Annotated in this window: 19 protein-coding genes; 14 read left to right on the top strand and 5 right to left on the bottom strand. The window is 66.4% G+C overall.

Features of this window, described 5'->3' with window-relative positions:
* Positions 1–15: 15 nt before the first annotated feature.
* Positions 16–1,344 carry a phosphoribosylamine--glycine ligase gene (gene purD / locus AC1RNQ_RS03815; protein WP_493169059.1) on the bottom strand — a complete coding sequence of 443 codons (1,329 nt, stop codon included), beginning with the start codon at positions 1,342–1,344 and terminating at the stop codon, positions 16–18.
* On the opposite strand from purD, the gene xseA reads away from it, so the two are divergent.
* The 4 genes from xseA (at position 1,343) to AC1RNQ_RS03795 (ending at position 7,295) form a co-directional block, all read left to right on the top strand.
* Positions 1,343–2,764: an exodeoxyribonuclease VII large subunit gene (gene xseA, locus AC1RNQ_RS03810; protein WP_493169057.1), complete on the top strand. Its 1,422-nt coding sequence runs from the start codon at positions 1,343–1,345 to the stop codon at positions 2,762–2,764. The two genes, purD and xseA, sit on opposite strands and share 2 nt — an antisense overlap.
* An 88-nt stretch (positions 2,765–2,852) precedes the next feature.
* Complete coding sequence (locus tag AC1RNQ_RS03805) at positions 2,853–3,059, top strand: DUF2093 domain-containing protein (protein WP_493169055.1); 207 nt, start codon at positions 2,853–2,855, stop codon at positions 3,057–3,059.
* A complete protein-coding gene (locus AC1RNQ_RS03800) occupies positions 3,056–3,985 on the top strand; it encodes a M23 family metallopeptidase (RefSeq protein ID WP_493169053.1) in 930 nt (309 codons plus the stop codon). Before AC1RNQ_RS03805 ends, AC1RNQ_RS03800 begins: the two co-directional genes overlap by 4 nt.
* A 259-nt stretch (positions 3,986–4,244) precedes the next feature.
* On the top strand, positions 4,245–7,295 hold the full coding sequence (locus AC1RNQ_RS03795; RefSeq protein WP_493169051.1) for a TonB-dependent receptor domain-containing protein: 3,051 nt from the start codon (positions 4,245–4,247) through the stop codon (positions 7,293–7,295).
* Positions 7,296–7,398: 103 nt separating this feature from the next.
* Here AC1RNQ_RS03795 and AC1RNQ_RS03790 read toward each other — a convergent pair whose 3' ends face one another.
* A complete protein-coding gene (locus AC1RNQ_RS03790) occupies positions 7,399–8,415 on the bottom strand; it encodes a hypothetical protein (protein ID WP_493169050.1) in 1,017 nt (338 codons plus the stop codon).
* Between the two features lie 43 nt (positions 8,416–8,458).
* Between AC1RNQ_RS03790 and AC1RNQ_RS03785 the strand changes: the two genes are divergently transcribed.
* The 5 genes from AC1RNQ_RS03785 to AC1RNQ_RS03765 all read left to right on the top strand — a co-directional run bounded on the left by AC1RNQ_RS03785 (position 8,459) and on the right by AC1RNQ_RS03765 (position 14,138).
* Positions 8,459–9,643, top strand: a complete 1,185-nt coding sequence (locus AC1RNQ_RS03785; protein WP_493169048.1) for an aspartyl/asparaginyl beta-hydroxylase domain-containing protein — start codon at positions 8,459–8,461, stop codon at positions 9,641–9,643.
* A gap of 117 nt (positions 9,644–9,760) precedes the next feature.
* Positions 9,761–10,081, top strand: a complete 321-nt coding sequence (locus AC1RNQ_RS03780) for a hypothetical protein (RefSeq protein ID WP_493169046.1) — start codon at positions 9,761–9,763, stop codon at positions 10,079–10,081.
* Positions 10,082–10,113: 32 nt separating this feature from the next.
* Positions 10,114–10,476: a hypothetical protein gene (locus tag AC1RNQ_RS03775; protein WP_493169043.1), complete on the top strand. Its 363-nt coding sequence runs from the start codon at positions 10,114–10,116 to the stop codon at positions 10,474–10,476.
* Between the two features lie 31 nt (positions 10,477–10,507).
* Complete coding sequence (locus AC1RNQ_RS03770) at positions 10,508–10,819, top strand: hypothetical protein (protein ID WP_493169041.1); 312 nt, start codon at positions 10,508–10,510, stop codon at positions 10,817–10,819.
* A 283-nt stretch (positions 10,820–11,102) separates the two neighbouring features.
* On the top strand, positions 11,103–14,138 hold the full coding sequence (locus AC1RNQ_RS03765; protein ID WP_493169039.1) for a TonB-dependent receptor plug domain-containing protein: 3,036 nt from the start codon (positions 11,103–11,105) through the stop codon (positions 14,136–14,138).
* 36 nt (positions 14,139–14,174) lie between these two features.
* Here AC1RNQ_RS03765 and clpB read toward each other — a convergent pair whose 3' ends face one another.
* Positions 14,175–16,754: an ATP-dependent chaperone ClpB gene (gene clpB, locus AC1RNQ_RS03760; RefSeq protein WP_493169037.1), complete on the bottom strand. Its 2,580-nt coding sequence runs from the start codon at positions 16,752–16,754 to the stop codon at positions 14,175–14,177.
* A 101-nt stretch (positions 16,755–16,855) separates the two neighbouring features.
* On the opposite strand from clpB, the gene AC1RNQ_RS03755 reads away from it, so the two are divergent.
* Positions 16,856–17,317 carry a hypothetical protein gene (locus AC1RNQ_RS03755; protein WP_493169035.1) on the top strand — a complete coding sequence of 154 codons (462 nt, stop codon included), beginning with the start codon at positions 16,856–16,858 and terminating at the stop codon, positions 17,315–17,317.
* A 4-nt stretch (positions 17,318–17,321) separates the two neighbouring features.
* Positions 17,322–17,510: a hypothetical protein gene (locus AC1RNQ_RS03750; RefSeq protein ID WP_493169033.1), complete on the top strand. Its 189-nt coding sequence runs from the start codon at positions 17,322–17,324 to the stop codon at positions 17,508–17,510.
* Between the two features lie 36 nt (positions 17,511–17,546).
* Here AC1RNQ_RS03750 and AC1RNQ_RS03745 read toward each other — a convergent pair whose 3' ends face one another.
* Together AC1RNQ_RS03745 and AC1RNQ_RS03740 are read right to left on the bottom strand one after the other, a co-directional pair.
* Complete coding sequence (locus tag AC1RNQ_RS03745; RefSeq protein WP_493169029.1) at positions 17,547–19,124, bottom strand: leucyl aminopeptidase; 1,578 nt, start codon at positions 19,122–19,124, stop codon at positions 17,547–17,549.
* Positions 19,125–19,231: 107 nt separating this feature from the next.
* Positions 19,232–20,194, bottom strand: coding sequence for a hypothetical protein (locus tag AC1RNQ_RS03740; protein ID WP_493169027.1), 963 nt, complete (start codon positions 20,192–20,194; stop codon positions 19,232–19,234).
* A 127-nt stretch (positions 20,195–20,321) separates the two neighbouring features.
* Between AC1RNQ_RS03740 and AC1RNQ_RS03735 the strand changes: the two genes are divergently transcribed.
* The 3 genes from AC1RNQ_RS03735 (at position 20,322) to AC1RNQ_RS03725 (ending at position 25,783) form a co-directional block, all read left to right on the top strand.
* The gene (locus AC1RNQ_RS03735; RefSeq protein ID WP_493169025.1) at positions 20,322–22,481 is read left to right on the top strand and encodes an acylase; all 2,160 of its coding nucleotides are present in this window, start codon (positions 20,322–20,324) and stop codon (positions 22,479–22,481) included.
* Positions 22,482–22,575: 94 nt separating this feature from the next.
* A complete protein-coding gene (locus AC1RNQ_RS03730) occupies positions 22,576–25,455 on the top strand; it encodes a M16 family metallopeptidase (protein ID WP_493169024.1) in 2,880 nt (959 codons plus the stop codon).
* Between the two features lie 25 nt (positions 25,456–25,480).
* The gene (locus AC1RNQ_RS03725; protein ID WP_493169022.1) at positions 25,481–25,783 is read left to right on the top strand and encodes a hypothetical protein; all 303 of its coding nucleotides are present in this window, start codon (positions 25,481–25,483) and stop codon (positions 25,781–25,783) included.
* Positions 25,784–25,880: the final 97 nt, after the last annotated feature.

Here is a 25,880-nt window from a genome sequence, read left to right as displayed (position 1 = left end):
GCCGTCCAGCGCCGGTCATTCGGCTTCGCGCGCGACCTCGCGCCAACCGATGTCGCGGCGGCAGAAGCCGGTCGGGAAATCGAGCCGGTCGACCGCGGCATAGGCGCGCGCCTGGGCTTCGCCGACGCTGCGGCCGGTCGCGGTGACGCCCAGCACGCGGCCGCCCGCGGCGACGATCGTCTCGCCGTCGCGCGCGGTGCCGGCGTGGAACACGCGCACCCCGCCGCTTTCGGCCTCGGCGATGCCGCGGATCGCGCCGCCCTTTTCGGGCGTGCCCGGATAGCCCTTCGCCGCCATCACCACGGTCAGCGCATAGTCGGTGATGAAGGTGGGCGGGGTCGCCTCGGCGAGCTTGCCGGTCGCGGCGGCGTGGAGCAGCGCGGCGAGGTCGCCGGTATAGCGCATCATCAGCACCTGGCATTCGGGGTCGCCGAAGCGGGCGTTATATTCGATCAGCTTTGGCCCCGCGTCGGTGAGCATCAGCCCCGCGAACAGCACCCCGACATAGGGCGTGCCCTCGACAGCGAGCGTCGCGACGGTCGGGCGGATGATACGATCCATCACCGCCGTCTCGAGCTCGGCGGTGAGCACCGGCGCGGGGCTGTAGGCGCCCATGCCGCCGGTGTTCGGGCCGACATCGCCATCGCCGACGCGCTTGTGGTCCTGCGCGCTGCCGAAGGCCATCACGTTGGCGCCGTCGGAGAGCGCGAAGAAGCTCGCTTCCTCGCCGGTCATAAACTCCTCGATCACCACCTCGGCGCCCGCGCCGCCGAAGGCGCCGTCGAACATGTCGTCGATCGCCGCGGTCGCTGCTTCTGCCGTTTCGGCGATGATGACACCCTTGCCCGCCGCGAGGCCGTCGGCCTTGATCACGACGGGGATGTCGAAGCCTTCGAGCACGGCATGCGCTTCCTCGGCGCTGGTGCAGCGCGCGTAAGCGGCGGTCGGGATGCCGGTGCGTGCGCACAGGTCCTTCGTAAAGCCTTTGCTTCCTTCCAGTCGCGCGGCGGCCTGCGAGGGGCCAAATACCGCGATGCCTGCATCACGTAAGCTATCGGCAAGGCCGTCAACGAGCGGCGCTTCGGGACCGATGATCACGAGGTCGATCTGATAAGTCTGGCAAAAATCGACGACCAGATCATGCTGTTCGAGTTCCGTCTGGAAACAGAGGCCGTGGACGCCGGCCTCATCGCTCCTGTCGCGCCGTTCGTTGATCTCGGCGATCACGTCTCTTATGCCGGGATTTCCCGGGGTCGCCCAAAGCGTTTCGCAGGAGGGTGATTGTGCAAGTCGCCAAGCCAGCGCATGTTCGCGACCGCCCGACCCGATCAACAGGATTTGCATGAATTACCCTTCTTCCGACACAGACGATGATGGTGCCGCGCGGCTGTTAGCCGAGGCGACGCCGGGGGACAATGCGCCCGATATGACGGTCAGCCAATTGTCGGCGGCGATCAAGCGCGCGGTCGAGGACGGCTTCGCGCGCGTGCGGGTGCGGGGCGAGCTGTCGGGCGCCAAGCGCGCGGCGTCGGGGCATTTCTATGCGGCGCTGAAAGACGATAATGCGCTGATCGACATGGTGATGTGGAAGGGGCAGGCGGCGCGCCTCGCCTTCCGCCCCGAGGACGGGATCGAGGTGATCGCGACCGGCAAGCTCACGACCTATCCGGGGCGCTCCAAATATCAGCTCGTCGTCGACACGCTCGAGGTCGCGGGCGAGGGCGCGCTGATGCTGCTCTTCGAGAAATTGAAGGCGCGGCTCGGCGCCGAGGGGCTGTTCGACCAGGGGCGCAAGCAGGCCTTGCCCTATCTGCCGCGGGTGATCGGCGTCGTCACCTCGCCGACCGGCGCGGTGATCCGCGACATTCTCCACCGCCTCGCCGACCGCTGCCCGACGCGCGTGATCGTCTGGCCGGTGCTGGTGCAGGGCGACGGTGCCGCCGCCCAAGTGGCCAATGCGGTGCGCGGCTTCGACGCGATCGAGCCCGGCGGGCAGGTAGCCCGCCCCGACCTCGTCATCGTTGCGCGCGGCGGCGGCTCGATCGAGGATCTGTGGGCGTTCAACGAGGAAGTCGTCGTGCGCGCGATCGCCGACTGCCGCATCCCGACGATCAGCGCGGTCGGGCACGAGACCGACACCACGCTCGCCGACTATGCCGCCGACCGGCGCGCGCCGACCCCGACGGCGGCGGCCGAGATCGCGGTGCCGGTGCGCGCCGAGCTGCAGGAAATCCTCGTCGGCTGGGGCGGGCGAATGATCGGCGCCGCGAACCGCCAGCAGGCGCTGGCGGGCGAACGGCTCGCGGCGCTCGCGCGGCACCTGCCGAAGCGCGAGGCGCTCTATGCGCCGCAGCGCCAGCGGCTCGACGACGCCGCCGACCGGCTCGACCGCGCACAGCGCCACCGGCTGACGGTCGTGTCGGAGCGCCTCGCGACGCGCGGCAGCGCGCTGCGCCCCGCGCTGCTCGTGCGGCGCTGGGACCGCGACCGCGCCTTGCTCGAAGGGCTGGGGCGCCTGCTGGCGTCGCTCGACCCGCGCGCCTTGCTGTCGCGCGGCTATGCGATGGTGCGCGATGCCGAGGGGGCGATCGTCTCGACCGCCGAAAAGGCCGTCGCTGCCGGGCATCTGCGGCTGGCTTTTGCCGACGGCGAGGTGTCTGTCGTGGCGGGCGAGGGCTCTCCGCCGTCAGCGCCTCCGGCCCCGAAACCGGCAATCAAGAAGTCCCCCGCCGCGCCGGGCCGGGGGCAGGGCGAGCTCTTCTGATCGACCGGGCGCGGCCGCGGGGGTGGCGACGACGCGCGATGCTGCTATGATCGTGCCAACCACCTCTCCCGCTACGGATACAAGACTCATGCTGATCGCCAGCCGCAACCGCCTCGCCCGCCTCCACTATGGTCCGAACGGCTTTCGCATCCTCGCGCCCGGCGACCATGTGCTGTGCGCGGTCAGCGGCGCGCCGATCGGGCTCGACGAGCTGCGCTACTGGTCGGTCGCGCGGCAGGAACCCTATGCGAGCGCCGCGATTTCGGTGAAGGCCGAGCTCGACGCCAAGGCATGAATTTCGCGAGGGACTGGCCGCGCGGTGCCATTGCGCTGGCGCTGCTGACGATTCCGGCGAGTTGCGTCCCGGCCGCCGAGGCGCCCGCGGCAATGCCCCCTCCGCCTGCGGTCGTCGAAAGGACCGCCCCGCCACAACCCGCGCCGCCGCCGACACCGGTGGTTCGCGATTTCGAACTGCGCGGCCTCGCCGAGCAGGGCGGTGCGATGGTCGGGCGGGCGCCGACCGGCACCCGGTCGCTGATGCTGGACGGCAAGCCCGTTGCGCTCGCGGGGGACGGCGCCTTTCTGATCGCCTTCGACCGGGATGCCGGGCCGTCGGCCGCGCTGGTCGCGACGCTCGCCGACGGGCGCCGGATCGAACGGGTGCTGGCGGTCGCGCCCGGCGCGTGGCGAATCGAGCATATCAACGCCCCCTATCGCGGCGGTGCGTCGAGCGACGCCGATTTCGAACGCCGCCGCCCCGCCGAACTCGCACAGATCGCCGCGGCGCGCCGCATCGACCAGGCGTCGGACGGCTGGCGTCAGCGCTTCGTCTGGCCGGTGACCGGGCGCCGCTCGGGCTTTTTCGGGTCGCAGCGCGTCTATCGGGGCAAGCCCGGCAGCTATCACGGCGGCGCCGATATCGCCGTGCCCGCGGGCACGCCCTTCGTCGCGCCCGCCGACGGGGTCGTGGTGCTCGCCGCGACGTCGCCCTTCACGCTCGAGGGCCATCTGCTCATCGTCGATCACGGCATGGGCCTCAACAGCGCCTTCCTCCACTGCCAGCGGCTCGACGTGCGGGTCGGCGACCGCGTCGTGCAGGGGCAGGATCTGGGCACCGTCGGGGCGACCGGGCGCGCCACCGGACCGCATATGCATTGGGGGATGAAATGGCGCGATGCGCGGATCGATCCCGCCAAGATCGCGGGGCCGATGGGCGGCTGACAGTACGCCCGATTTCGTAACCGGCGAAACTTTATGTCGCGAAATGCGCTGCGGTGCATCATTGTGTGTCGCCGCGTCCCGGACTTGTTGCAAATACGTCACAATGTCCCGCGAAACCGCCGGAAGGCGGGGAAATTTCCTTTACTCCACATGAATGAAGGATCATCCCGCACGCTATCGGGGTGTCTGTGACGCTGGCTTTTTGCCTGTCCAAACGGGGGCCCGGGTATCTCATCCATCAGTAGCAAGGGACTGCACTGTGAAGAAAACCCAATATTCCAAGCTGAAACTGGGCGCCGCACCGCTGGTGCTGAGCGTTGCGCTCGTTTCGGCTCCTGCCTTCGCGCAGGACGCAGAGGAAGGCGCGAAGGCCGAATCCGAAATCGTCGTCACCGGCACCCTCATCCGCAATCCGAACCTCGAACAGTCGACCCCGGTCAACGTGACCACGTCGGACACCATCGAGCTGAAGCAGTCGAACGTCGCGGAAGAAGTTCTGCGCGAACTGCCCGGCGTCGTCCCGAACATGGGTTCGGCGGTCAACAACGGCAACACCGGTGGTTCGTACGTCGACCTTCGCGGTCTCGGCTCGACCCGCAACATCGTCCTCCTGAACGGCAACCGCGTCGCTCCGTCGGACGTCAACGGCCGCGTCGACCTCAACAACATCCCGCTGGCCCTGATCGAGCGCGTCGACGCGCTGACCGGCGCGGCGGTGACCACTTATGGTGCCGACGCGATCACCGGCGTCGTCAACTTCATCACCAAGCGCGATTTCGCGGGTCTCGAAGTCACCGCTTCGGAACAGATCACCGAACAGGGCGACGGCAATGTCTTCCGCGTCGACGCCACCATCGGCGCCAATTTCGACGATGGTCGCGGTAACGCCGTGCTCAGCATCGGCTACCAGACCGCCGACGCCGTGTACCAGGGCGCGCGTCCCTTCTCGGAAAACACGCTCGACAGCTATTCGAACACCTTCCTGGGTTCGGGTACCTCGGTTCCGTCGCGCTTCTCGGGCACGCGCCCGCTGATCGCCGGCACCAACACGCCGAACACCGATCCGACCGTCGCCAACGGCGGCCTGCGCCAGGTCAATGCCGCCGGCCAGGCGGTCGGCACCTTCGCGACCTACAACTTCAACCCGTTCAACATCTTCCAGACGCCGTTCGAACGCTATAACATCTATGGCCAGGCGAATTACGAAGTGTCGGACTCGGTCGAGGTCTACACGCGCGGCATGTTCTCGAAGAACAAGGTCTCGACGATCATCGCGCCGTCGGGTTCGTTCGGCGGCACGGTCACGGTCAACCTGAACAACCCCTATCTGCCTGCGACGCTGCGCAACCAGTTCTGCGCCTTCGACGTCGATACGGGTCCCGGCTACACGGCACGCTTCGACCAGACGACCTGTAACAATGCGGCGACCGCGACAGGCCGGACCGATCCGAACTATCGTGAAGTCACCGTCACGCTGAACCGTCGTACGCCCGAAGTCGGGCCGCGCATCAGCGACTATCAGACGACCTTCTTCGACTATCGCGTCGGCGCGCGCGGCGGGATCACCGACACGATCGACTGGAACATCGAAGGTTCGTACGGCGAATCGGAAAATATCCAGACGATCCAGAACTATACGCTGCAGTCGCGGTTCCGCGAAGCGTCGCTGGCGAACAATACCACGACCTGCCAGAGCGGCAACGCGGCCTGCGTTCCGATCAACCTTTTCGGACCCGAGGGCTCGATCACGGGTCCGATGGCCGACTTCCTGACGGAAAACAGCTCGACGACCAACCGCACCTCGCTCGCGCAGGCGCGCGCGATCATCTCGGGCGATCTCGGCTTTACTTCGCCGGGCGCGGTGCAGCCGATCGGCTTCGCGATCGGTGGCGAATATCGCAAGTACAAGGCGCAGCAGGCGTCGGATCTTCTCGCCAAGACCCCGGGTGAACTCGGCGGCGCCGGCGGTGCGGCTCCCGACATCGACGGCGGCTACGACGTGTACGAGGCCTATGCCGAAATCGTCGCGCCGCTGATCGAGGACAAGCCTTTCTTCGAAAGCCTGACGCTCGAAGCCGGTATCCGTTATTCGGATTACAGCATCGAGGGTGGTGCCGGTTACAACACCACGACCTGGAAAGCCGGCGGCAGCTGGGAACCGGGTGCGGGCGTCAAGTTCCGTGGCAACTACAGCCGCGCGGTTCGCGCTCCGAACATCGGCGAACTCTTCACACCGCTGGCGGTCGGCCTGACCAACCTGGGTATCGATCCTTGCGCAGGTGCGGCTCCCGTCGGTGCGGGCGCCGCGGCTACCAACCTGCGGGCGATCTGTCTTGCACAGGGCGCTCCGATTGGCACGATCGGTTCGATCACCAACCCGACTGCGGCGCAGGCCAACATTACCGCAGGCGGCAGCCTGACGCTGGAGCCGGAAAAGGCGGACACCTGGACGCTCGGCCTGGTGTTCCAGCCCGACTTCATCCCGCGCTTCAACATGTCGATCGACTATTACAACATCAAGATCAACAATGTGATCGGGGCACCGCTGCCGGGCGATATCATTTCGGCCTGCTTCGGTACCGTCACTGCTGCCAGTGCGGCTGATCCGGCTTGTACGGTGATCCGTCGCAACCCGATCACCGGCGGTCTCGACGGCGATCCGGCGACGACGCCGGGCCTGTTCGGCCAGACCAACAACAACGGTCGCCTGTTCACCGACGGCGTCGATCTGCTTATGAACTACAACATGGATCTGGGCTTCGCGAGCCTCGACTGGTCGTTCGTCGGCAACTGGACGCACAGCTCGAAGTTCCGGTCGGACGTCAATCTGGCGTCGTCGATCGACCGCGAATGCGTCGGCTACTACAGCGTGAACTGCTCGTTCACGGGCTCGATCCAGCCCGAGTTCCAGTTCTCGCAGCGCTTCACGCTCGGCTTCGACAAGGTCGATCTGTCGCTGCTGTGGCGCTGGCAGGATGCAGTGTCGTTCGAACCGCAGCAGCTGGCTGACGACCTTGCCGCTGCCGTTACCGCCGGCTGTGCAAATCCGACGACGACCGACGACGACGGCTGCGTCGTCGATCCGCAGTTCCGCAAGATCAAGGCTGCGCATTATTTCGACCTGACCGCGCGCTTCAACGTCAGCGAGAATCTGGTGTTCACCGCGACCGTGCAGAACCTGCTCGATAAGAACCCGCCGCTCGTCGGCAACACGATCGGTTCGACCACCTACAACAGCGGCAACACCTTCCCGTCGTCCTACGACGCGCTGGGCCGCCGTTATGCGGTGTCGGCGAAGCTGAAGTTCTAGTCGCTTCACGCTTCGGCAAGAATTGGGGGCGGACAGCGATGTCCGCCCCTTTTTCTATGCGCGCCCGCAAAAGCGAAAAAGCCCGGCCGACCGCGTCGGGCGCCTAGGCGATGGCCAGCGCGTTCGGCAATGCGAAGGGAATGGCCGCCTGGTCGGCGACGACTTCGGTCCAGCGCAGGACCTGGTCGATCTCTTCGCCATAGGCCGCTTCGGCGGCCGCCAGGTCGCGCTGGCGCTCGCCGGGCGCAAAGGCCGCGCCCGACTTGCTGTTCCGCGCCAGCGCCGGATGCGCCGCGATGCGTGCTTCTTCCGCGTCGAGCCCGAAGTGCCGCATGGCTGCGGCGACCGCCCCGGCGGGGGTGCCGGTCAGCGTCTCGCTGTCGAGCGTCGCGATGCGATCGGGCGCCCAGGCCGCGAGCGCGGCGAACGCCTGTTGCTGCGCGAGCCAGCCGACCGCCGCGACCTGCAGGTCCGACTGACGGAAATAGTCGCGCGCCTCGAACCCCAGCTGGACGAAGCCGTCGGCGAGATAATTTTCGAGCAGTTCGCGGCACCACAGCCGGCACTCCAGCCCCTTGCGCGCGACCGACAGCAGGAAGGCGCGCAGCGGCGCGTGGAGCAGGATCGCGCGGGCATCGGGGCGCAGCATCATCGCGCCGCGCATCAGCGGATTGAAGATGTTCGACGGCTTGACCACCACCGCCTCGCCCGCCGCGAAGGGCCGCCCGAGCAAGGCCAGCGCGTCGGCCAACACCCGCCCATGCTCGCGCGGGTCGGCGCCGCGGCGGCGCCAGCCGACCATGTCGTTGAGCAGCACAGGCTCGGACAGGCCGCTCGCGATGCCCGGCTGGTCGAGCGCCTGCGTCAGCATCGTCGAGGCGCAATAGGCCGAATGAAAGAGGAAATGGAGGCGCGCGCGCGGCGCCTCGCGGCAATCGGCGCGCCGGATCACCACGGGCTCGCCGGGTCCGCCGAGATATTCGTCGGTCAGGAACGGAACCGCGCTGCGCGCGGCGCGTGCCACCGCGCGGAAATGAAAGGCGTTATGCCCCGGATCATAGCGATGCGCGAGCCAGGCGGCGTCGCCGACAATCGCGGATATCGGGGGCGTCGAGGTCATCGAACGACCTTGCCGATTGCCCCGGCCAATGGCAAGCATGGCCATGACCAGTGCGACCCCGCCCACCTCCGCCGTCGAAGCCAACCGATTGGGTATCGCCGCCCTGCAGGCCGGCCATCCCGATGAAGCGGCGCATCATTTCGAGGCCGCCATTGCGGCCGACCCCGGGTCGGGGGCGCTGCAGCGCAACCTGGCCTCGGCCTGGCGCGCGCTCGGCGACGATGCCGCCGAACTGGCCGCGCTCGACGCGGCGCTGGCGATCGATCGCCGCGACCTGATGGCGTGGATCCGCAAAGGCGAGCGGCACGAGGCGCGCGGCGAAATGGGGGCGGCGCTCGGCGCGTGGAGCGCCGTCGTCGCGCTCGGCGGACAGCTGAACCCGGTGCCCCCGCCGATCGAGCCGCTGCTGGCGCATGGCCAGGCCTTTGTCGCGGGCGCCACCGACACGATGTTCGGCGCCGCGACCGAAGCGCTCGCGCCGATGCGTGCCGATCTGTCGGAGACCGAGCGGCGGCGCGGCGACGCCTTTGTCGCGAGCGCGCTCGGGCGGCGGCAAATCTATCAGAACCAGTGCGCGGGCGTGCATTATCCCTTCCTGCCCGCCGACGAATTTTTCGATCGCTGCCATTTCGCCTGGATGGCGGAAATCGAGGCGCAGGCCCCCGCGATCCGCGCCGAGCTGGAAGCGCTCCTGGGCGATCCCGGCGACGCGCTGCGCCCCTATGTGCGGATGGAGGCCGGCACGCCCGACTCGATCTGGTCGCCGCTCGACAACCGGCTCGACTGGGGGGCGTGCTTCCTGTGGGAATATGGCGCACCGAACCCGCCGGTGCTGGGTCGCTGCCCCGCGACGGCCGCGGCGCTTGCCGCGGTCCCCGGCGCGCATATTCCGGGCCGCTCGCCCAGCGCCTTTTTCTCGCTGCTGAAGCCGCACACGCGCATCCCGCCGCACACCGGGGTGACCAACACCCGCGCGATCGTCCACCTGCCGCTGATCGTGCCGCCCGGCTGCGGCTTCCGCGTCGGGGGCGAGACGCGCGCCTGGGAGGAAGGCAAGGCCTTCGCCTTCGACGACACGATCGAGCATGAGGCGTGGAACGACAGCGACGAGCTGCGCGCGGTGCTGATCTTCGATGTCTGGAACCCGCATCTCAGTGCACGCGAACAGGAGCTGCTGACGGGCTATTTCGCCGCTGCCGATGCGACGGGGTTCGCGGTCCCGCGCTGAGCCGCCGCTGGTCGGTAAAGGTCTGCCGCCCGCCGAAATTCCGCTTTGCGAAGCGCTGCGCGGCGGCATATGATGTCCGCATATAGCCGCCGGCCCTGCCCGCGGCGAGGAGGACCTATGCGCAAGAGCTTGACCCTGATGACCGCGCTGCTGATCGCTGCGCCCGCCGTGCATGCCGAAGACATCACCGACCGTGCGCCGCCGCCGAAAGCGCCGTCGCTGATGACCCCGACCGAGATCAAGGCGTATAACGAGGGGCTGGCGCAGACGCATCCCTATTATATCAAATGCCGCAAGACACTGGAGATCGGTTCGCTCGTGAAGAAGAATCGCGTTTGCTACACCAATGAAAAGTGGAAGGAAGTTTCAGCCAAGAGCAACCAGGACGCCCGCGACACCGCCGAGGCGATGACCAGCAAGGCGGGGACGTCGAACTGACCGGCGCGGCCGCTTTCATGGGGAGAGACAGGATGCGTAAGATATCGGGCCTTGCGCTCTTTGCGGCGCTGTCGGCCGCGCCGCTCGCCGCCGCCAGCGACGGCGACATGCCGCTCGCGCGCTTGCCCTCCGAAATGTCGGGCGCCGAAATCGACGCCTATAACGCGGGCCGCACCGCGACCGATCCCGACTATATCCGGTGCCGCCGGATGGAGGTTCCGGGCTCGCTGGTAAAGAAATTGCGGGTGTGCAACACCAATACGGGGTGGCGCCAATATGCCGACAAGGGCAATCAGGACGCGCGCGATTCCATGGCGTGGATCGAGCGCGGGTACAGCAACTCGTCCGAACCCAAGGACGATATGCTGAACAACGGATATAATGCGCCGAAATAGGAGCAGATGAACGATGTGGGCGACGTTGCACATGGCTATATTCGTCGCGGTTTCGGCTGCGGCGCCCGATGCCGCCGCCGACCGCTCCCCGCCCGATCGCCCGCCCTCGGAAATGACCAATGCCGAGATCAACGCGTATAATGAAGGGCTGGCGATGACCCACCCCTATTATATCAAGTGCCGCAAGATCGATCAGGTCGGCTCGCTGGTGAAGAAGGCACGCGTGTGCCGCACCAACGAGCAGTGGAAAGAGGCGTGGGTCAAGGGCAACCAGAACAGCCGCGACGTCGCCGATGCGATGACGAGCAAGGCCGGCGACTGCCGCGCGACCGGGACCTGCTAAGCCCTTGTAATATGAGCATACCGGGCAATTAAGTTACGCCCGCGCGCAACCCCCGCGAACAAGCCTCCGTTCGTCGAAGACTGATGTCGTTTCGACGGTCGTCGCTTGTCTTGGTCCTTGTTCCCCGCATGTTCGATTCTGCACCGGGGATCCGCAGAAATAACGGATAATTAAGGCGTTTCCTCGACTGCGCAACCGGGGTGGGCTTGTCGGGAAACCGGCGCGCGCTGCTTTGGCGCGCCCGCCCCTCACGACAGGCCCATCGAAAAAAGGGAGTCTGTCCGTGAATAAACTCGTCGCTTCGCGAAGCCTGCGCCTCGGCGCCGCGCCGCTCGCTCTCGCCTTGGCCCTCTCCGCCGCCCCCGCCTTTGCGCAGGATGCGCCCGTCGACGAGACGGCGGCCGACGACGGCGAAGCCATCGTCGTCACCGGATCGCGCATCGCGCGGCCCGAGGCCGATTCGCCCAATCCGGTGACGTCGATCAGCAGCGAGACGATCCAGCAATCGGGCCTCACCAACCTCACCGACCTGCTCGTCCAGAACCCCGCGCTGCTCGGCTCGAGCACCACCGCCGACGCCGGCGGGTCGACCGCGCTGTTCGGCGGGGTCGGCATCAACCTGCTCAACCTGCGCAACCTCGGCACCGAACGCACGCTCGTGCTCGTCAACGGCCGCCGCCACATCTCGGGCATCACCGGCACCGCGTCGGTCGACATCAACACCATCCCCAATGCGCTGATCGAACGCATCGACGTGCTCACTGGCGGCGTGTCGGCGGTTTACGGCGCCGACGGCGTGTCGGGCGTGGTCAATTTCGTGCTCAAGCGCGATTTCGAGGGGATCGACGCGCGTTTCCAGACGGGCATTTCGTCGCGCGGCGACGCGAACAACATCTATGGATCGCTGACCGCCGGCACCAATTTCTCCGAGGATCGCGGCAATATCGCGGTGTCGTACGAATATAACCGCGATTCGCGGGTGCCCGCCAGCGCGCGCAAGTCGGGGCGCAACCTCGACCTGTTCAGCTTCCGCCGCAATCTCGCCGATTTCCCCGACGATCCGAGCATCGTCGACCGCATCCTCTACAACGACATCCGCTACGCCGACAGCTCGCCCGGCGGCGCGGTCGACGTCGATATCGACTTCTCGCCCGATTTTACCGGCGAAGGGACGATCTATGATCTCGGCACCGCGATCCCGGGGTCGGGCGGCGTCGTGCAAGGCGGCAGCAGTACGCCGATCGCGGGCTATCAGGGCGACCTTCAGCCCAAGACCGAGAAGCATAATGTCAACCTGCTCGGCAGCTACGAGTTCAGCGACGCGCTGCGCTTCTTTGTCGAAGCCAAATATGTGAAGACGCGGAATTTCTCCTTCGCGCAGCCGTCGTTCGATTTCTTCACGACGGTCCAGGCCGACAATCCGTTCATTCCGGCGAATATCGCGGCGCTGATCGCGCCCGACAACATCAATGATTCGCTGGGTCTGCCCTCGGGCTTCCTTCCCGACGGCGTGCTGATCTCGCGCGACAATTTCGACCTCGGCGTGCGCGGCGAATATGCCGAGCGCGACACCTATCGCGGCGTCATCGGCTTCGACGGGCGGCTGACCGACAATCTCACCTATGAGATCAGCTATGTCTACGGCCAGACCAAGACGCGCTTTCTCAGCACCAACTACCGCCTGCGCGACCGCTATTTCGCTGCGCTCGACGCGGTCGATCAGGGCGAGTTCATGACCGGCACGCCGAACGGCAATATCGTCTGCCGCTCGTCGCTCGACCCGACCGCGCCGGGCAATGATCCGAACGGCTTCATCATCGGCGCCGACACGACGCCGATTACCTTCACGCCCGGCGCGAACAGCGGATGCGTGCCGCTCAACATCTTCGGCGAAGGCTCGCCGAGCGCCGCCGCCCTCGACTGGATCAACGTCGATCTCGAAAACCGGATCAAGGTCCAGCAGCATGTCGTCAGCGCTTCGGTCTCGGGCGACACCGGCGCGGTGTTCGAACTGCCCGGCGGGCCGATCGGCTTCGCCTTAGGCGCCGAATATCGTAAGGAAAAGTCGGACTTCGTCCCCGATCCCTTCCTCGTCCAGGATGCGCTCGCCGATCTCGCGGCGCAATTCCCAGAAAGCGGCAGCTTCGACGTCAAGGAGGCGTTCGCCGAAATCAACATTCCCGTGCTGCGCGACATGCCCTTCGCCGACATCCTGCAGTTCGGCGCGGCGATCCGTTTCTCGGACTATTCGACGATCGGTACCACGACGACATGGAAGGTCGACGGGACCTGGGGCCCGGTCCCCGACATCCGCTTCCGCGGCACTTATTCGGAAGCGGTGCGCGCGCCGAACCTGACCGAGCTGTTCGCGCCGCAAAATGGCGCCTTCTCGTTCATCGACGACCCGTGCGATCCGAGCAACCTTGCCGAAGGCACGTCGTTCCGCGTCGCCAACTGTAACGCGACGCTGACCGCGCTCGGCATCGATCCGGCGACCTTCAATCCGGCGAACGACCCGCAGGCGACCGCGTCGCTGCCGGGCCGCACGATCGGCACGCCCTTCCTCGACGAGGAAACGGCGAAGACCTGGACCGCGGGCGTGGTGCTGCGGCCGAGCTTCATCCCGGGGCTCGTCGCGACCTTCGACTGGTACGACATCAAGATCGCCAATGCGATCACGACCGCGACCGCGCAGGACCTGACCGATGCCTGCGTCGACCAGCCGACGCTCGACAACCAGTTCTGCGACCTGATCACCCGCGATCCGGCGACGGGCTTCGTCTCGGACTATCTGCTGCGCCCGCTCAACGTGTCGGAATTCGCCACCTCGGGGGCCGATTTCACGATCAATTACGGCTTCAGCCCGGGCGACAATCTGGGCCGCTTCAACCTTCGCCTCGCGGGCGGTTATCTCGACAGCCTGACCTTCATCTCGACCCCGGGGGCCGAGGTCGACAACGACCGCACCGAGGCCTTCGCGCCGAAATGGAACGGCACGCTCGACATCACCTGGGTGAAGGACAATTGGTCGCTGAACTACGGGATCAACTATTTCAGCAAGACGCGGCGCTTCACGACCGAGCAGATCGAGGCCAACCCCGATCTCGTCGATCCGAAGTATATCTTCTACCGCGAGAAATGGGAGCATGACGTCCAGCTCGGCTTCAAGACCGATGACGAGCGCTTCCAATTCTATGCCGGCGTCAACAACCTCTTCGGGCGCGACCCCGATGTCGGCGAGCTCAACTATCCGTCGAGCTTCCGCGGGCGTTATGTCTATGCGGGGGTGAAGGTGAACCTCGCGAGCCTGGGGCTGTAAGAAAGCCCCTCCCCTGAAGGGGAGGGTGGGAATATGTTACGCCGCGGTCAATTTCAGCGCCCCATCGCCCTCGTCGACCTTGATCGTCGAGCCGTCACGGACCTCGCCCTTCAGGATCAGGTCGGCGAGCGGGTCCTGCAGATATTTCTGCACCGCGCGCTTCAGCGGCCTCGCGCCATAGACGGGGTCGTAGCCGACGCGCCCGAGCCACGCACGCGCGGCGTCGGTCAGGTCGAGGATGACCTTGCGGTCGTCGAGCAGCTTCTGCACCCGCGCGACCTGGATATCGACGATGCCGCCCATGTGCTGCTGCGCGAGGCGGTTGAAAAGCACGATCTCGTCGAGCCGGTTGAGGAATTCGGGCCGGAAATGTCCGCGCACCACCTCCATCACCGCGGGCTCGGCCTGTTCGACCGGGGCGTCGTCGGGCAGCGCGGCGATCGCCTGGCTGCCGAGGTTCGAGGTCAGGATGATCAGCGTGTTGGTGAAATCGACCGTGCGCCCCTGTCCGTCGGTCAGCCGCCCGTCGTCGAGCACCTGTAGCAGGATGTTGAACACGTCCTGATGCGCTTTCTCGACCTCGTCGAACAGCACGACCTGATAGGGGCGGCGGCGCACCGCTTCGGTGAGCGTGCCGCCTTCCTCATAGCCGACATAGCCCGGCGGCGCGCCGACGAGCCGCGCGACGCTGTGCTTTTCCATGAATTCGGACATGTCGATGCGGACCATCGCATGGTCGTCGTCGAACAGGAAGCGCGCGAGCGCCTTGGTGAGCTCGGTCTTGCCAACCCCCGTGGGCCCCAGGAAGAGGAAGCTGCCGAGCGGGCGGTTCGGGTCCTGCAGCCCCGCGCGCGCGCGGCGCACCGCGGTCGAGACGGCACGCACCGCCTCGTCCTGGCCGATCACGCGCTTTTCGAGCGTCGCTTCCATCGCGAGCAATTTCTCGCGCTCGCCTTCCATCATCCGGTCGACGGGGATGCCGGTCCATTTGCTCACCACCGCGGCGATATCGTCGGCGGTGACTTCTTCGCGCAGCATCGCATTGCCCGCCGCCGCCTGCGCGGCTTCGAGCTGCTTTTCGAGGCCGGGGATGGTGCCGTAGCTGAGCTCGCCGGCCTTCGCGAGGTCGCCCGCGCGCTGCGCCTGGTCGAGCGCCGAGCGTGCAGCGTCGAGCTCTTCCTTGATCTTCGCTTCGGCGTGGATCTTGTCCTTTTCGGCGTGCCATTTCTGCGTGAGCTCGGCCGACTGCTGTTCGAGGTTCGCGAGTTCGGACTGCAACGTCGCCAGCCGGTCCTTCGACGCGGCATCGCTTTCCTTGCCGAGCGCCGATTCCTCGATCTTCATCTGGATGATGCGGCGGTCGAGGTTCTCGATCTCCTCGGGCTTCGATTCGACCTCCATGCGGATGCGGCTCGCGGCCTCGTCCATCAGGTCGATCGCCTTGTCGGGCAGGAAGCGGTCGGAGATATAGCGGTTCGACAGCGTCGCGGCGGCGACGATCGCGCCGTCGGCGATCCGCACGCCGTGGTGCAGCTCGTATTTCTCTTTGATGCCGCGCAGGATCGAGATCGAATCCTCGACCGTCGGCTCGCCGACGAACACCGGCTGGAAGCGCCGCTGGAGCGCGGGGTCCTTTTCGACATGCTTGCGATATTCGTCGAGCGTCGTCGCGCCGATGCAGTGGAGTTCGCCGCGTGCGAGCGCGGGCTTCAAGAGGTTCGACGCGTCCATCGCGCCCTCGCCCTTGCCCGCGCCGACCAGCGTGTGCATCTCGTCGATGAACAGGATGATCTCGCCCTCGGCGGCCTTCACATCGTCGAGCACGCCCTTCAGCCGCTCTTCGAACTCGCCGCGATATTTGGCGCCTGCGATCAGCGACCCCATGTCGAGCGACAGTAGACGGCGGTCTTTCAAACTGTCGGGCACGTCGCCGTTGACGATGCGCAGCGCGAGCCCTTCGGCGATCGCGGTCTTGCCGACACCGGGCTCGCCGATCAGCACGGGGTTGTTCTTGGTGCGGCGTGCGAGGATCTGCACGGTGCGGCGGATCTCCTCGTCGCGGCCGATCACCGGGTCGAGCTTGCCTTCGCGCGCGACGTCGGTGAGGTCGCGCGCGAATTTCTTGAGCGCGTCGTAACGGTCTTCGGCCGATGCGGTGTCGGCGGTGCGCCCGCCGGTCAGCTTGGCGATGGCGGCGTTGAGCGCGTCGGGCTTCACGCCTGCATCGGCAAAGACCTTGCCGACCGGCGTGCTCGGCGCGAGGACCATCGCGAGCAGGATGTTCTGGACGGCGACGAATTCGCCCCCCGCCTTCGCGGCGACCTGTTCGGCCTGATCGAGCAGGCGCACGGCGTCATTGTCGAGTCCCGGCGTCGCCTGCGCGCCCGATCCGGATACGGCTGGCAGTTTGGCGAGCAGCGTGTCGATGCCCTGCACCGCGCGCGCGGTATCGCCGCCGCTTTGGGCGATCAGTCCCGCGGCCATGCCCTGACTGTCTTCGAGCAGCGCCTTGGCGACATGCTCGGGCGCGATCCGCTGGTGGTTCATACGGATCGCGATCGTCTGCGCCGCCTGCAAAAAGCCTTTGGCGCGGTCGGTGAATTTTTCGAGGTTCATTCAGAAAGCCCCTTTCTCTGGGCCAGAGATAGTGTTGCTTTTTGGCAACACAAGAATCCACGGCTATTTACTTTGCCGATCACTGCCACGATGTTGGAGCGATGAACGACGATCTTCTCGCTCTCATTCAAGCCTTCTCGGAAGCTATGGGCGGCGAGGCTACGTCGGAGGAGTTGGAAACCATTCGCGATCAGATGGATTCCTTCAAGTTTCGGCAGAATGTCCGCGCTGCACTAGCCGGTATCAATGATCCGGAGCGGATTGGTATCATGCAAGACGCATTGCGCAAACTTCAGCGAAGCGCGGAAAGCCTTGCCGCGAAGCGTTCCAATTCGCGGGAAATTTTCCGGATAGGCGGCATTGGCGGCGGGATCGGCCTGCTCGGCGGTGGCCTGGTTTCCATATTCTCGGTTGCCACACCCGCCGGCTTGCTGATTCCGATCGCCGGTGCCGGCATTCTGGTTTGGCGAGCAGTTGTTGACAGCAATCATGCATCGCGCGAAATTGAAATGCTCCGGCAGATCGCCGAAATCGCATCGCAATTGACGAAGGATATGGGTTAGCCGGATGGACAACTTGCACCTTTCCATGGATTTGGTCCAAGTCGCGACCCTGTTGGCTATTGTCCTTCAGCATGTTGCGATTCGTGTCAGGCGGCATCGGCGCGGTTTGCCCGAACATTTGGCCGGGCGCATCAAGGCGTTATTTGACAATCTCAAGATCCCGGTTGCGGCGGAGAGCAAATCGGGCCTCTGACCCAGAATGGAGGCCTGATAGCGAACGGCAAAATTATCAGCGGTAGCGCGCCAGCTGGTCGAGCAGGCGCACGCCGAAGCCCGTCATGCCCTTGGGCACGAGCGGCGATGCGGTATCCGCCTGGTTGACCCCGGCGATGTCGAGATGCGCCCAGGGCGTGGTTTCGGCGACGAAATAGCCGATGAAATGCGCGCCGATGCTGGCCCCCGGCCCGCCGCCCGGCGCGATGTTGCGTATGTCGGCGATGTCGGATTCGATCTTCTTGGCGTAATTTTTGTGGAGCGGCATGCGCCACAATTCCTCGCCGCTGGCGGTTCCCGCCGCGAGCAATTGCGCCGCCAGCGTCTCGTCGCGCGCGAAGAGGCCGGCATATTGGTCGTCGAGCGCGCCGACGATCGACCCGGTCAGCGTCGCGATGTTGACGATCGCGCGCGGCTTGTACTTGTCGGCGACATATTCATTGGCGTCGGCGAGCACGAGCCGGCCCTCGGCGTCGGCGTTGAGCATCTCGATCGTCTTGCCCGACATCGTGCGCACCACGTCGCCGGGGCGCTGGGCATTGCCGTCGGGCATATTCTCGGCGAGCGCCGCGACCGCGACGACATGCACCGGCGCCTTCGACCGGGCGAGCGACAGCACCGCGCCCATCGTCGAGGCGGCGCCCGACATGTCGCCCTTCATGTCCCACATGCCCGCGCCGGGCTTGAGCGAGATGCCGCCCGAATCGAAGGTGATCCCCTTGCCGACGAAGGCGAGCGGCGTGGCGTCGCTGCCGGCGCCGCGATAACGCACCGCGAGCAGGCGCGAGCCGCGCGGGCTGCCCTGGCCGACCCCGACCAGCGTGCCCATGCCGAGCCGGCGCATCGCGGCCTCGTCGAGCACCTCGATCGTCACGCCGCCGACCCCGGTAAAGGCCTGGCGCACCTCGGCGACGAAGCTTTCGGGATAGACGACGTTCGCGGGCTCGTTGGCGAGGTCGCGCGACAGGCGCACGCCGTCGGCGAGCGGGCGCCAGCGCGCGGTGAAGGCGCCCCCCGCCGCGGCGCTGTCGCCGCCGACGATCGTCACCGCCTCGGTCGCGGGGGGCTTGCGGTCGACGGTCTTGTAGCGGTCGAAACGATATTGGCCGAGCGCGAAGCCATAGCCCGCCTCGGCGCCCTCGGCACCGGCGAAGGCGCCGGTCAGCGTCACCGGCGCCGCGTCGGCCTTGACCTCCTGCGCCGCCTTGCCGCCCGCCTCGGCGCGTGCGAGCATCGCGGGCGCACTGCCGGTGCCGACGAGCAGGATGCGGCTAAACGCGCCGATTCCGCGCAGCGACAGCGTGGCGTTGGCCTTGCCTTCGAACTTGGCGTTGGCGATCGCCGCCTCGATCGCCGCGCGCTCGGCCGCGCCGACGCCCACGGCGGCCAGATCAGGCAGCGCCGCATCGGCCATCAGCACGACGAGCACGCCGTTCGCGGGCGCGCTCGCGGCAAAGCCGATCGGGCGCTCGCTACTGTTGGCGACGGTGCCGGGGACGACCCCCGACCCGGTCACGCTTTGGGCCATCGCGGCGGGCGCCATCAGCGGGGCAAGCGAGAGGCAGGCGGCAAGCAGCAGGCTTTTGGTACGCATCGAAAATCAACTCCCTGTTATTCCGTGTCTCTTGGTCCGGGGCGAAGCGCTAACAGCCCGATGCTCGTCGGCAAAGCGCGGCTCGACGAACGACGTCGCGGTACCGGTCATCGTGGCGGTGGCGGGTCGCCGAAAACCAGGCTGACGGCAAACAGGATGAGCAGCCATCCCCAGAAGGGAATGAAGCCGAAGATATTCTGGAGGAAGGTGGTCTCGATCTTTTCTTCGGCTTCGCGGGCGGCCTTGGCTTCGCGGATCAGGCGATCCCAATGCGCGACGTGATCGCGATCCAGTTCGAACTCGATGGTGGGATGATGGTAGCGGATGCTCTCCAGCATCTCGGCGATCTGATTGCCGAGAGTCCGCTTTTGCTCGTCGGTTGCCGAAGCCTGGGTCGGCGCGTGCAGATATTCATATGCGGCGTTCCAGTCATGCGCCGGTTGCCGGAGGCGCAGGCTGTAAGCGATGTCCTCGCGCCGCCGGATGATCGACGGCAGTCCGGGCAGTTCCCGAACGCTATCGGCGCGGTCGTGCCAGCGATAATGATCCGAGACCATTGCGATGACGGGGTCGGACTGCGGAATGGCATCGAGCAGCGTGGTGGCGAACCACCGTTCGGTGAAGGCTGCCCGATCAACATTTTCCAGCAGGGGTGAATCCAGCAGCGCGCGCGTCGCTTCGTGCAGGCGGGCGTCGCGCTCGGTGTTTGGCGGCTGCCATAACAGCTGCTGTACCTCTTGGGTCAGCCGTTCGAATGATGCCGATCCGTCGGCCTTGGCGTGGTCGACCGGTTGCGAGCCGGCCGTCCTTTGCGGCGGCTCGCTCGCCGCCGGCGCGGGCGAATATTCCGTTCGCGTCGCGTCGCCTGCCGACAAATGTGCAGCCAAGAGCATCGCCCGGTCGAAATGCCGGCGCAGTGCGATGAACGCTGCAGAATCGGCTTCGACGTCGATCGCCTTCAACTTGCGGGCATAAGCGGACCGGACCGCGCGCAGGTCCGATGTCGGGTCGATGTCGAGATTGCGCCAGGGCGAGTGTCGATTCTCCCCCGTCCCGTAATCCCGCTTCATATCTTCGTCTCCGCCCACCGACTGCTCGACGCTAGCGGCGCGGCTAATGATTGCCAATGTACTCGAAGTGGGGCAGCACCGCCGGGATTCAGATCTTGATATTGACCCGCGAACCAGAGGGACCAGCATGCTGCGTAAAACGGGAATCGGATTGTTGCTCCTGCTGCTGCTCGCCGGTGTGTCGCTGGCAATATGGGAGCCCTTCACCGCCGAGCCGCCCGCCGCACCCGACTTCCAGCCGACCGACGTCCGCATCGCGCGCGACAAATATGGCGTCCCGCATATCTTCGGGAAGAGTGATGCCGATGTGGCTTATGGCGTCGCCTATGCCCATGCCGAGGATGATTTCGCGACGCTGCAGGAGGTGCTCGCGATGACGCGCGGGCGCGCGGGGGCGATGCTCGGGCAGGACGGCGCGGCGATCGACTATGCCGCGGCGCTGCTCGACGTCCGCAAGACGACCGCGCGCGACTGGCCCAGGCTGCCCAAAGATGTCCAGGCGCTGTTCACCGCCTATGCGGCGGGGCTCAACCGCTATGCCGACAAGCATCCGGACGAGATACGCCTGTCGGGGCTGTTCCCGGTGACCGGCGAGGATGTCGTCGCGGGCTTCGTGCTGCGTTCGCCCTTCTTCTTCGGGCTCGATTCGACGCTCGGCGCGCTCGTCGAGGACAAGCCCATGGGGCGCGAGGGCGGCCCGGCGATGGACGCGACGGGCAAGATCATCCCGCGCAGCGACACCCCGCTCGGCACCGACCCCGCCGCCAACGGATCGAATGCGATGGCGGTCGCGCCGTCGCGCTCGGCAGACGGCGCGACACGGCTCGTCTCCAACTCGCACCAGCCGTGGACCGGCGGCGTGGCGTGGTACGAACTGGTGGTGCATTCGGAGGATGGCTGGGATTTCGCAGGCGCCAACTTCCCCGGCTCGCCTTATCCCTTCCTCGGTCACAATAAATATCTCGGCTGGACCAATACGGTGAACCGGCCCGACCTGATCGACATCTACCAGCTGACACTCGACGACAGCGGCGAGAAATATCGCTTCGACGGCGCGTGGCGCCCGCTCGAAAAGAAGCGCGTGTGGCTGAAGGTCAAGTTCGGGCCCTTCGTCTTGCCCATCCCGCGCATGGCGTATCGTTCGGTGCACGGCCCGGTGATCAAGAACGACAAGGGTGCCTTCGCGATCCGCTATGCCGGGATCGACCGGGCCGACATGGTCACCCAATATTACCGGCTGGGCAAGGCGAAGAATTTCGCCGAATGGCGCACCGCGATGGCGGGGCAGGGCGTGCCCGCGACCAATTTCATCTATGCCGATCGCGAAGGCAATATCGGCATGTTCTACAATGCGATGTTCCCCGACCGGCCGGCGGGCTACAACTGGCGCGGCATATTGCCCGGCGACACTTCGGCGGATCTGTGGACCAAGACCTTGCCCTTCGACCGCGTGCCCGCGCTGGTCAATCCGGGCTCGGGCTATGTGATGAACGCCAACAACACGCCGTGGGTCGCCGCGGGCCCGGGCGACGAACTCGACGCCGCCGCCTTCTCGCCGCTGCTCGGGATCGAGGACGACATGAGCAATCGCGCGTCGCGGCTGATCGACCTGTTCGAGGCGTCGGGCCAGATCGACGAGGCGCGGCTGAAAGCGATCAAATATGACGCGACCTATGCGAAGACGGGCTATGCCAAGGCGTGGATCGACCGCATCCTCGCGTTGAAGCTGACAGGCGATCCCGAACTCGCCAAGGCGCAGGCGCTGATCCGCGCGTGGGACTGGAACCTCGACGGCAAGGGGCAGGGCGATGCGCTCGCGCTGATGATCCTGCGCCCCGCGAACCGCGTCCATTACCAGCGGCTCGCCGAGCGCCCCGACCCGCGCGAAATATTGAAGGAAGCCGCCGACCATCTGCAGGAGCATTTCGGCACGCTCGACCCGAAGCTCGGCACCGTGCTGCGGCTCCGCCACGGCGAGGGCTCCACCCGTGTCGACTTGCCGCTCGATGGCGGCAACGACACGGTGCGCGCCTCGACCCTGTGGGACGCCGAACCCGACGGGCGGCTGAAGGTGCGCCACGGCGACAGCTTCATCATGTTCGTGACCTGGGGCCGCGACGGCACGCTCAAATCCGAATCGATCCAGCCCTTCGGATCGGCAACGACGCGGCCGGACAGCCCGCATTACAACGACCAGGCGCCGCTCTTCGCACAGCATAAGCTCAAACCCGTGCTCTTCGATCCCGCCGCGCTCTGGGCGACCAAGCCGCGCGTCTATCGGCCTTGAACGCGGCGCCCGGCCGTCCTAAACCGCTGATACAGTGCCGTCCGGCACCCGGTCGCATCGGGCCAGCTGCCCGTTCCCGATAAAGAGGATATCCATGCCCCGTTTCCACCGTTTCGCCGTCGCCCTTGCCCTGTCGACCTCGCTCGTCGCCGCGGGTCCCGCGCTCGCCAAGGCCAAGGCCGCCGATCCCGCGCCGATCGCCGACCTCGTCAAGGCGGTCGACATTCCGTATCAGGCCTTCACCCTCGACAATGGCCTGCGCGTCATCGTGCACGAGGATCGCAAGGCGCCCGTCGTCGCGGTGTCGGTGTGGTACCGCGTCGGGTCGAAGCACGAGCCCAAGGGCAAGACGGGCTTCGCGCACCTGTTCGAACATCTGATGTTCAACGGATCGGAAAATGCGCCGGGCGATTTCTTCGAGCCGCTGCAGCAGGTCGGCGCGACCGACGAGAACGGGACGACCAACGTCGACCGCACCAATTATTTCGAGACCGTGCCGACCGGCGCGCTCGACATGGCGCTGTTCCTCGAAAGCGACCGCATGGGGCATCTGCTCGGCGCGGTGACGCAGGAAAAGCTCGATAACCAGCGCGGCGTCGTCCAGAACGAAAAGCGCCAGGGCGACAACAACCCCTATGGCCTGCTGCGCTACGAGATTTTCGAAAATCTCTACCCCAAGGGCCACCCCTATCACCACAGCACCATCGGTTCGATGGCCGACCTCAATTCGGCCAGCCTCGACGATGTGAAAAAATGGTTCAGCGACAATTACGGCCCGAACAATGCGGTGCTGGTGCTCGCGGGCGACGTCGATGTGCCGACCGCCAGGGCGAAGGTGCAGGAGTGGTTCGGCGACATCCCCAAGGGCCCCGCCGTGACGGCGCCGGCGACCTCGGTCCCGACGCTGCCCGCGCCGCTCGCGAAGGAGGTGAAGGATCTGGTTCCGACGACGCGCCTCTATCGCATGTGGGCGATTCCCGGCCTCAACGATGCCGAGGCGGTGCCGCTGCAGATGGCGATGGGCGTGCTCGGCGGCCTGTCCTCGTCGCGCCTCGACAATGCGCTGGTGCGCAAGGATCCCGTCGCGGTCAGCGTCTCGGCCTTCGCCCAGTCGTTCGAGGACGCCGGCATATTGCTCGTCCAGGCCGATGTGAAGCCGGGCGTCGATCCCGCGCTCGTCGGCCAGCGGCTCGATGAGGAGATCGCCAAATTCGTCGCGAGCGGCCCGACCGCCGACGAGCTGCAGCGCGCGGCGGCGAGCTATCTCGGCGGCGCGATCGCGGGGCTCGAATCGGTCGGCGGCTTCGGCGGCAAGGCGGTCGCGCTCGCCGAGGGCGCGCTCTATTCGAACGATCCCGGCTATTACAAGGTCGAGCTCGACCGGCTGGCCAAGGCGACACCCGACGAGGTCAAGGCGGTGACCCGGAAATGGCTGTCACGCCCGGCCTTCTCGCTGACCTACACCCCCGGCGAACGCACCGAGGGCGGCGAGAATCGTGGCGGCGCGGTGACCGCCGACAAGGTCGCCGCCGCAGTCGAGCCCGATCGCTACTGGAACCCCGCGCTCGGCGACGTCGGCCCCGATACGGGCTTCGGCACGGCGATCGCCGACCGCTCGCAGCTGCCCAAGGTCAGCGACCTCAAGGCGCTCGAATTCCCCGCGATCGAGCGCGCGAAGCTCAAGAACGGGATCGAGGTCGTCTTCGCGCGCCGCGCGACGGTGCCGACGGTCAATGTCGCGGTCAGCTTCGACGCCGGCTATGCCGCCGATCCGCACAGCGCGCTCGGCACCCAGTCGCTGATGCTCAGCCTGATGGACGAGGGCACAACCAACCTCGATTCGATCGCTTTCGCCGAGGCCAAGGAACGGCTCGGGGCGCAGATCGACGGCTCGGCCAACGCCGACGAGACGGTGTTCAGCCTGTTCGCGCTCAAGCCCAATCTCGCGCCCTCGCTGACGCTGCTCGCCGACTATATCCGCAACCCGGCGTTCGACGCGAAGGAGCTCGAGCGCGTGCGCGCGCAGCAATTGAACCGCCTGAAGGCCGAGCTCAACAATCCGAACGCGATCGCGTCGCGCGTGCTGATGCCGGTGCTCTATGGCGCCGACCATCCCTATGGCATTCCGCCGTCGGGGCTCGGCGATGCGAAGGCGGTGACCGCGGCAACGCAGGCTCAGCTCGCGAGCTTCCATTCGACCTGGATCCGCCCCGACCTCGCGCGCATCTTCGTCGTCGGCGACACGACGCTGAAGGACGTAACCAGGCAGCTCGACGCCGCCTTCGGCAACTGGAAGGCGCCGGCGACCGCGAAGCCGGTCAAGCATTTCGAGGTCGCGATCCCCGCGCCGCAGCCGCGCATCCTGCTCTTCGACCGCCCGAAATCGCCGCAGTCGGTGATCCTCGCGGGCAAGGTGCTGGGTGCTAAAGGTACCGACAGCCTCGAGGTGCTACGCTCGGCGAACGACATCTTCGGCGGCAATTTCCTGTCGCGCTTCAACACCAATCTGCGCGAGACCAAGGGCTGGTCCTATGGCGTGCGCAGCCGCATCTCGGGCGACAAGGACCGCATCGCCTGGGTCGCCGCGGCCCCGGTGCAGGCCGACCGCACCGGCGATTCGATCAAGGAGCTGCAGAGCGACCTCAAGGCGTTCCTCGGCGACAAGGGCGTCACGCCGGAGGAATTGCAGCGCACGATCAACGGCAGCGTCCGTGAATTGCCGGGCAGTTTCGAAACCTCGGGGGACGTGCTCGGCGGGCTGCGGACGATCGTGAAGTTCGGCCGCCCCGACGATTATTACGAAAAACTGCCCGCGACCTATGAGGCGATGACCGCCGCCGGAGTCGATGCCGCCGCCCGCAAGGCGCTGAGCACCGACGGGCTCGTCTATGTCGTCGTCGGCGATGCGTCGGTGGTGAAACCGCAGCTTGACGGATTGGGTTTGCCGGTGGAAATGGTGTCTCTCGCTAATTAACATCAGTTTCAGTAGGAGAGCCCCTATGTCTCAAGTCGATGGCAGCTATGATTGCGTCACCAAGTCGCCGATGGGCGACCAGAAGTCGGTTTTCACGGTCACCAGCGACGGTGCGGCCTTCACCGGCCAGAACGCCGGTGCGATGGGGTCGCTCGACGTCGAGAACGGCAAGGTCGACGGCAACAAGCTGAGCTGGACCATGAACATGAAGGTGCCGATGCCGATGACGCTCGAATGCGAAGCCGTGATCGACGGCGACGCGCTGACCGGCACGATCAAGGCGGGTCCCTTCGGCTCGATGGCGATGACCGGCACGCGCCAGGGCTGATCGCCTGCGCCTCGAATGAGCGAAGGGTCGCCCCCTCTCCGGAAGGTTGGGGGCGGCCCTTTTCTTTTGCGCTGCATAGCTTTGCGGGGGTGTTCAA

Source organism: Sphingopyxis sp. GW821-FHT12F08, assembly GCF_058806755.1.
This window is presented reverse-complemented; position numbering and strand designations above follow the sequence as displayed.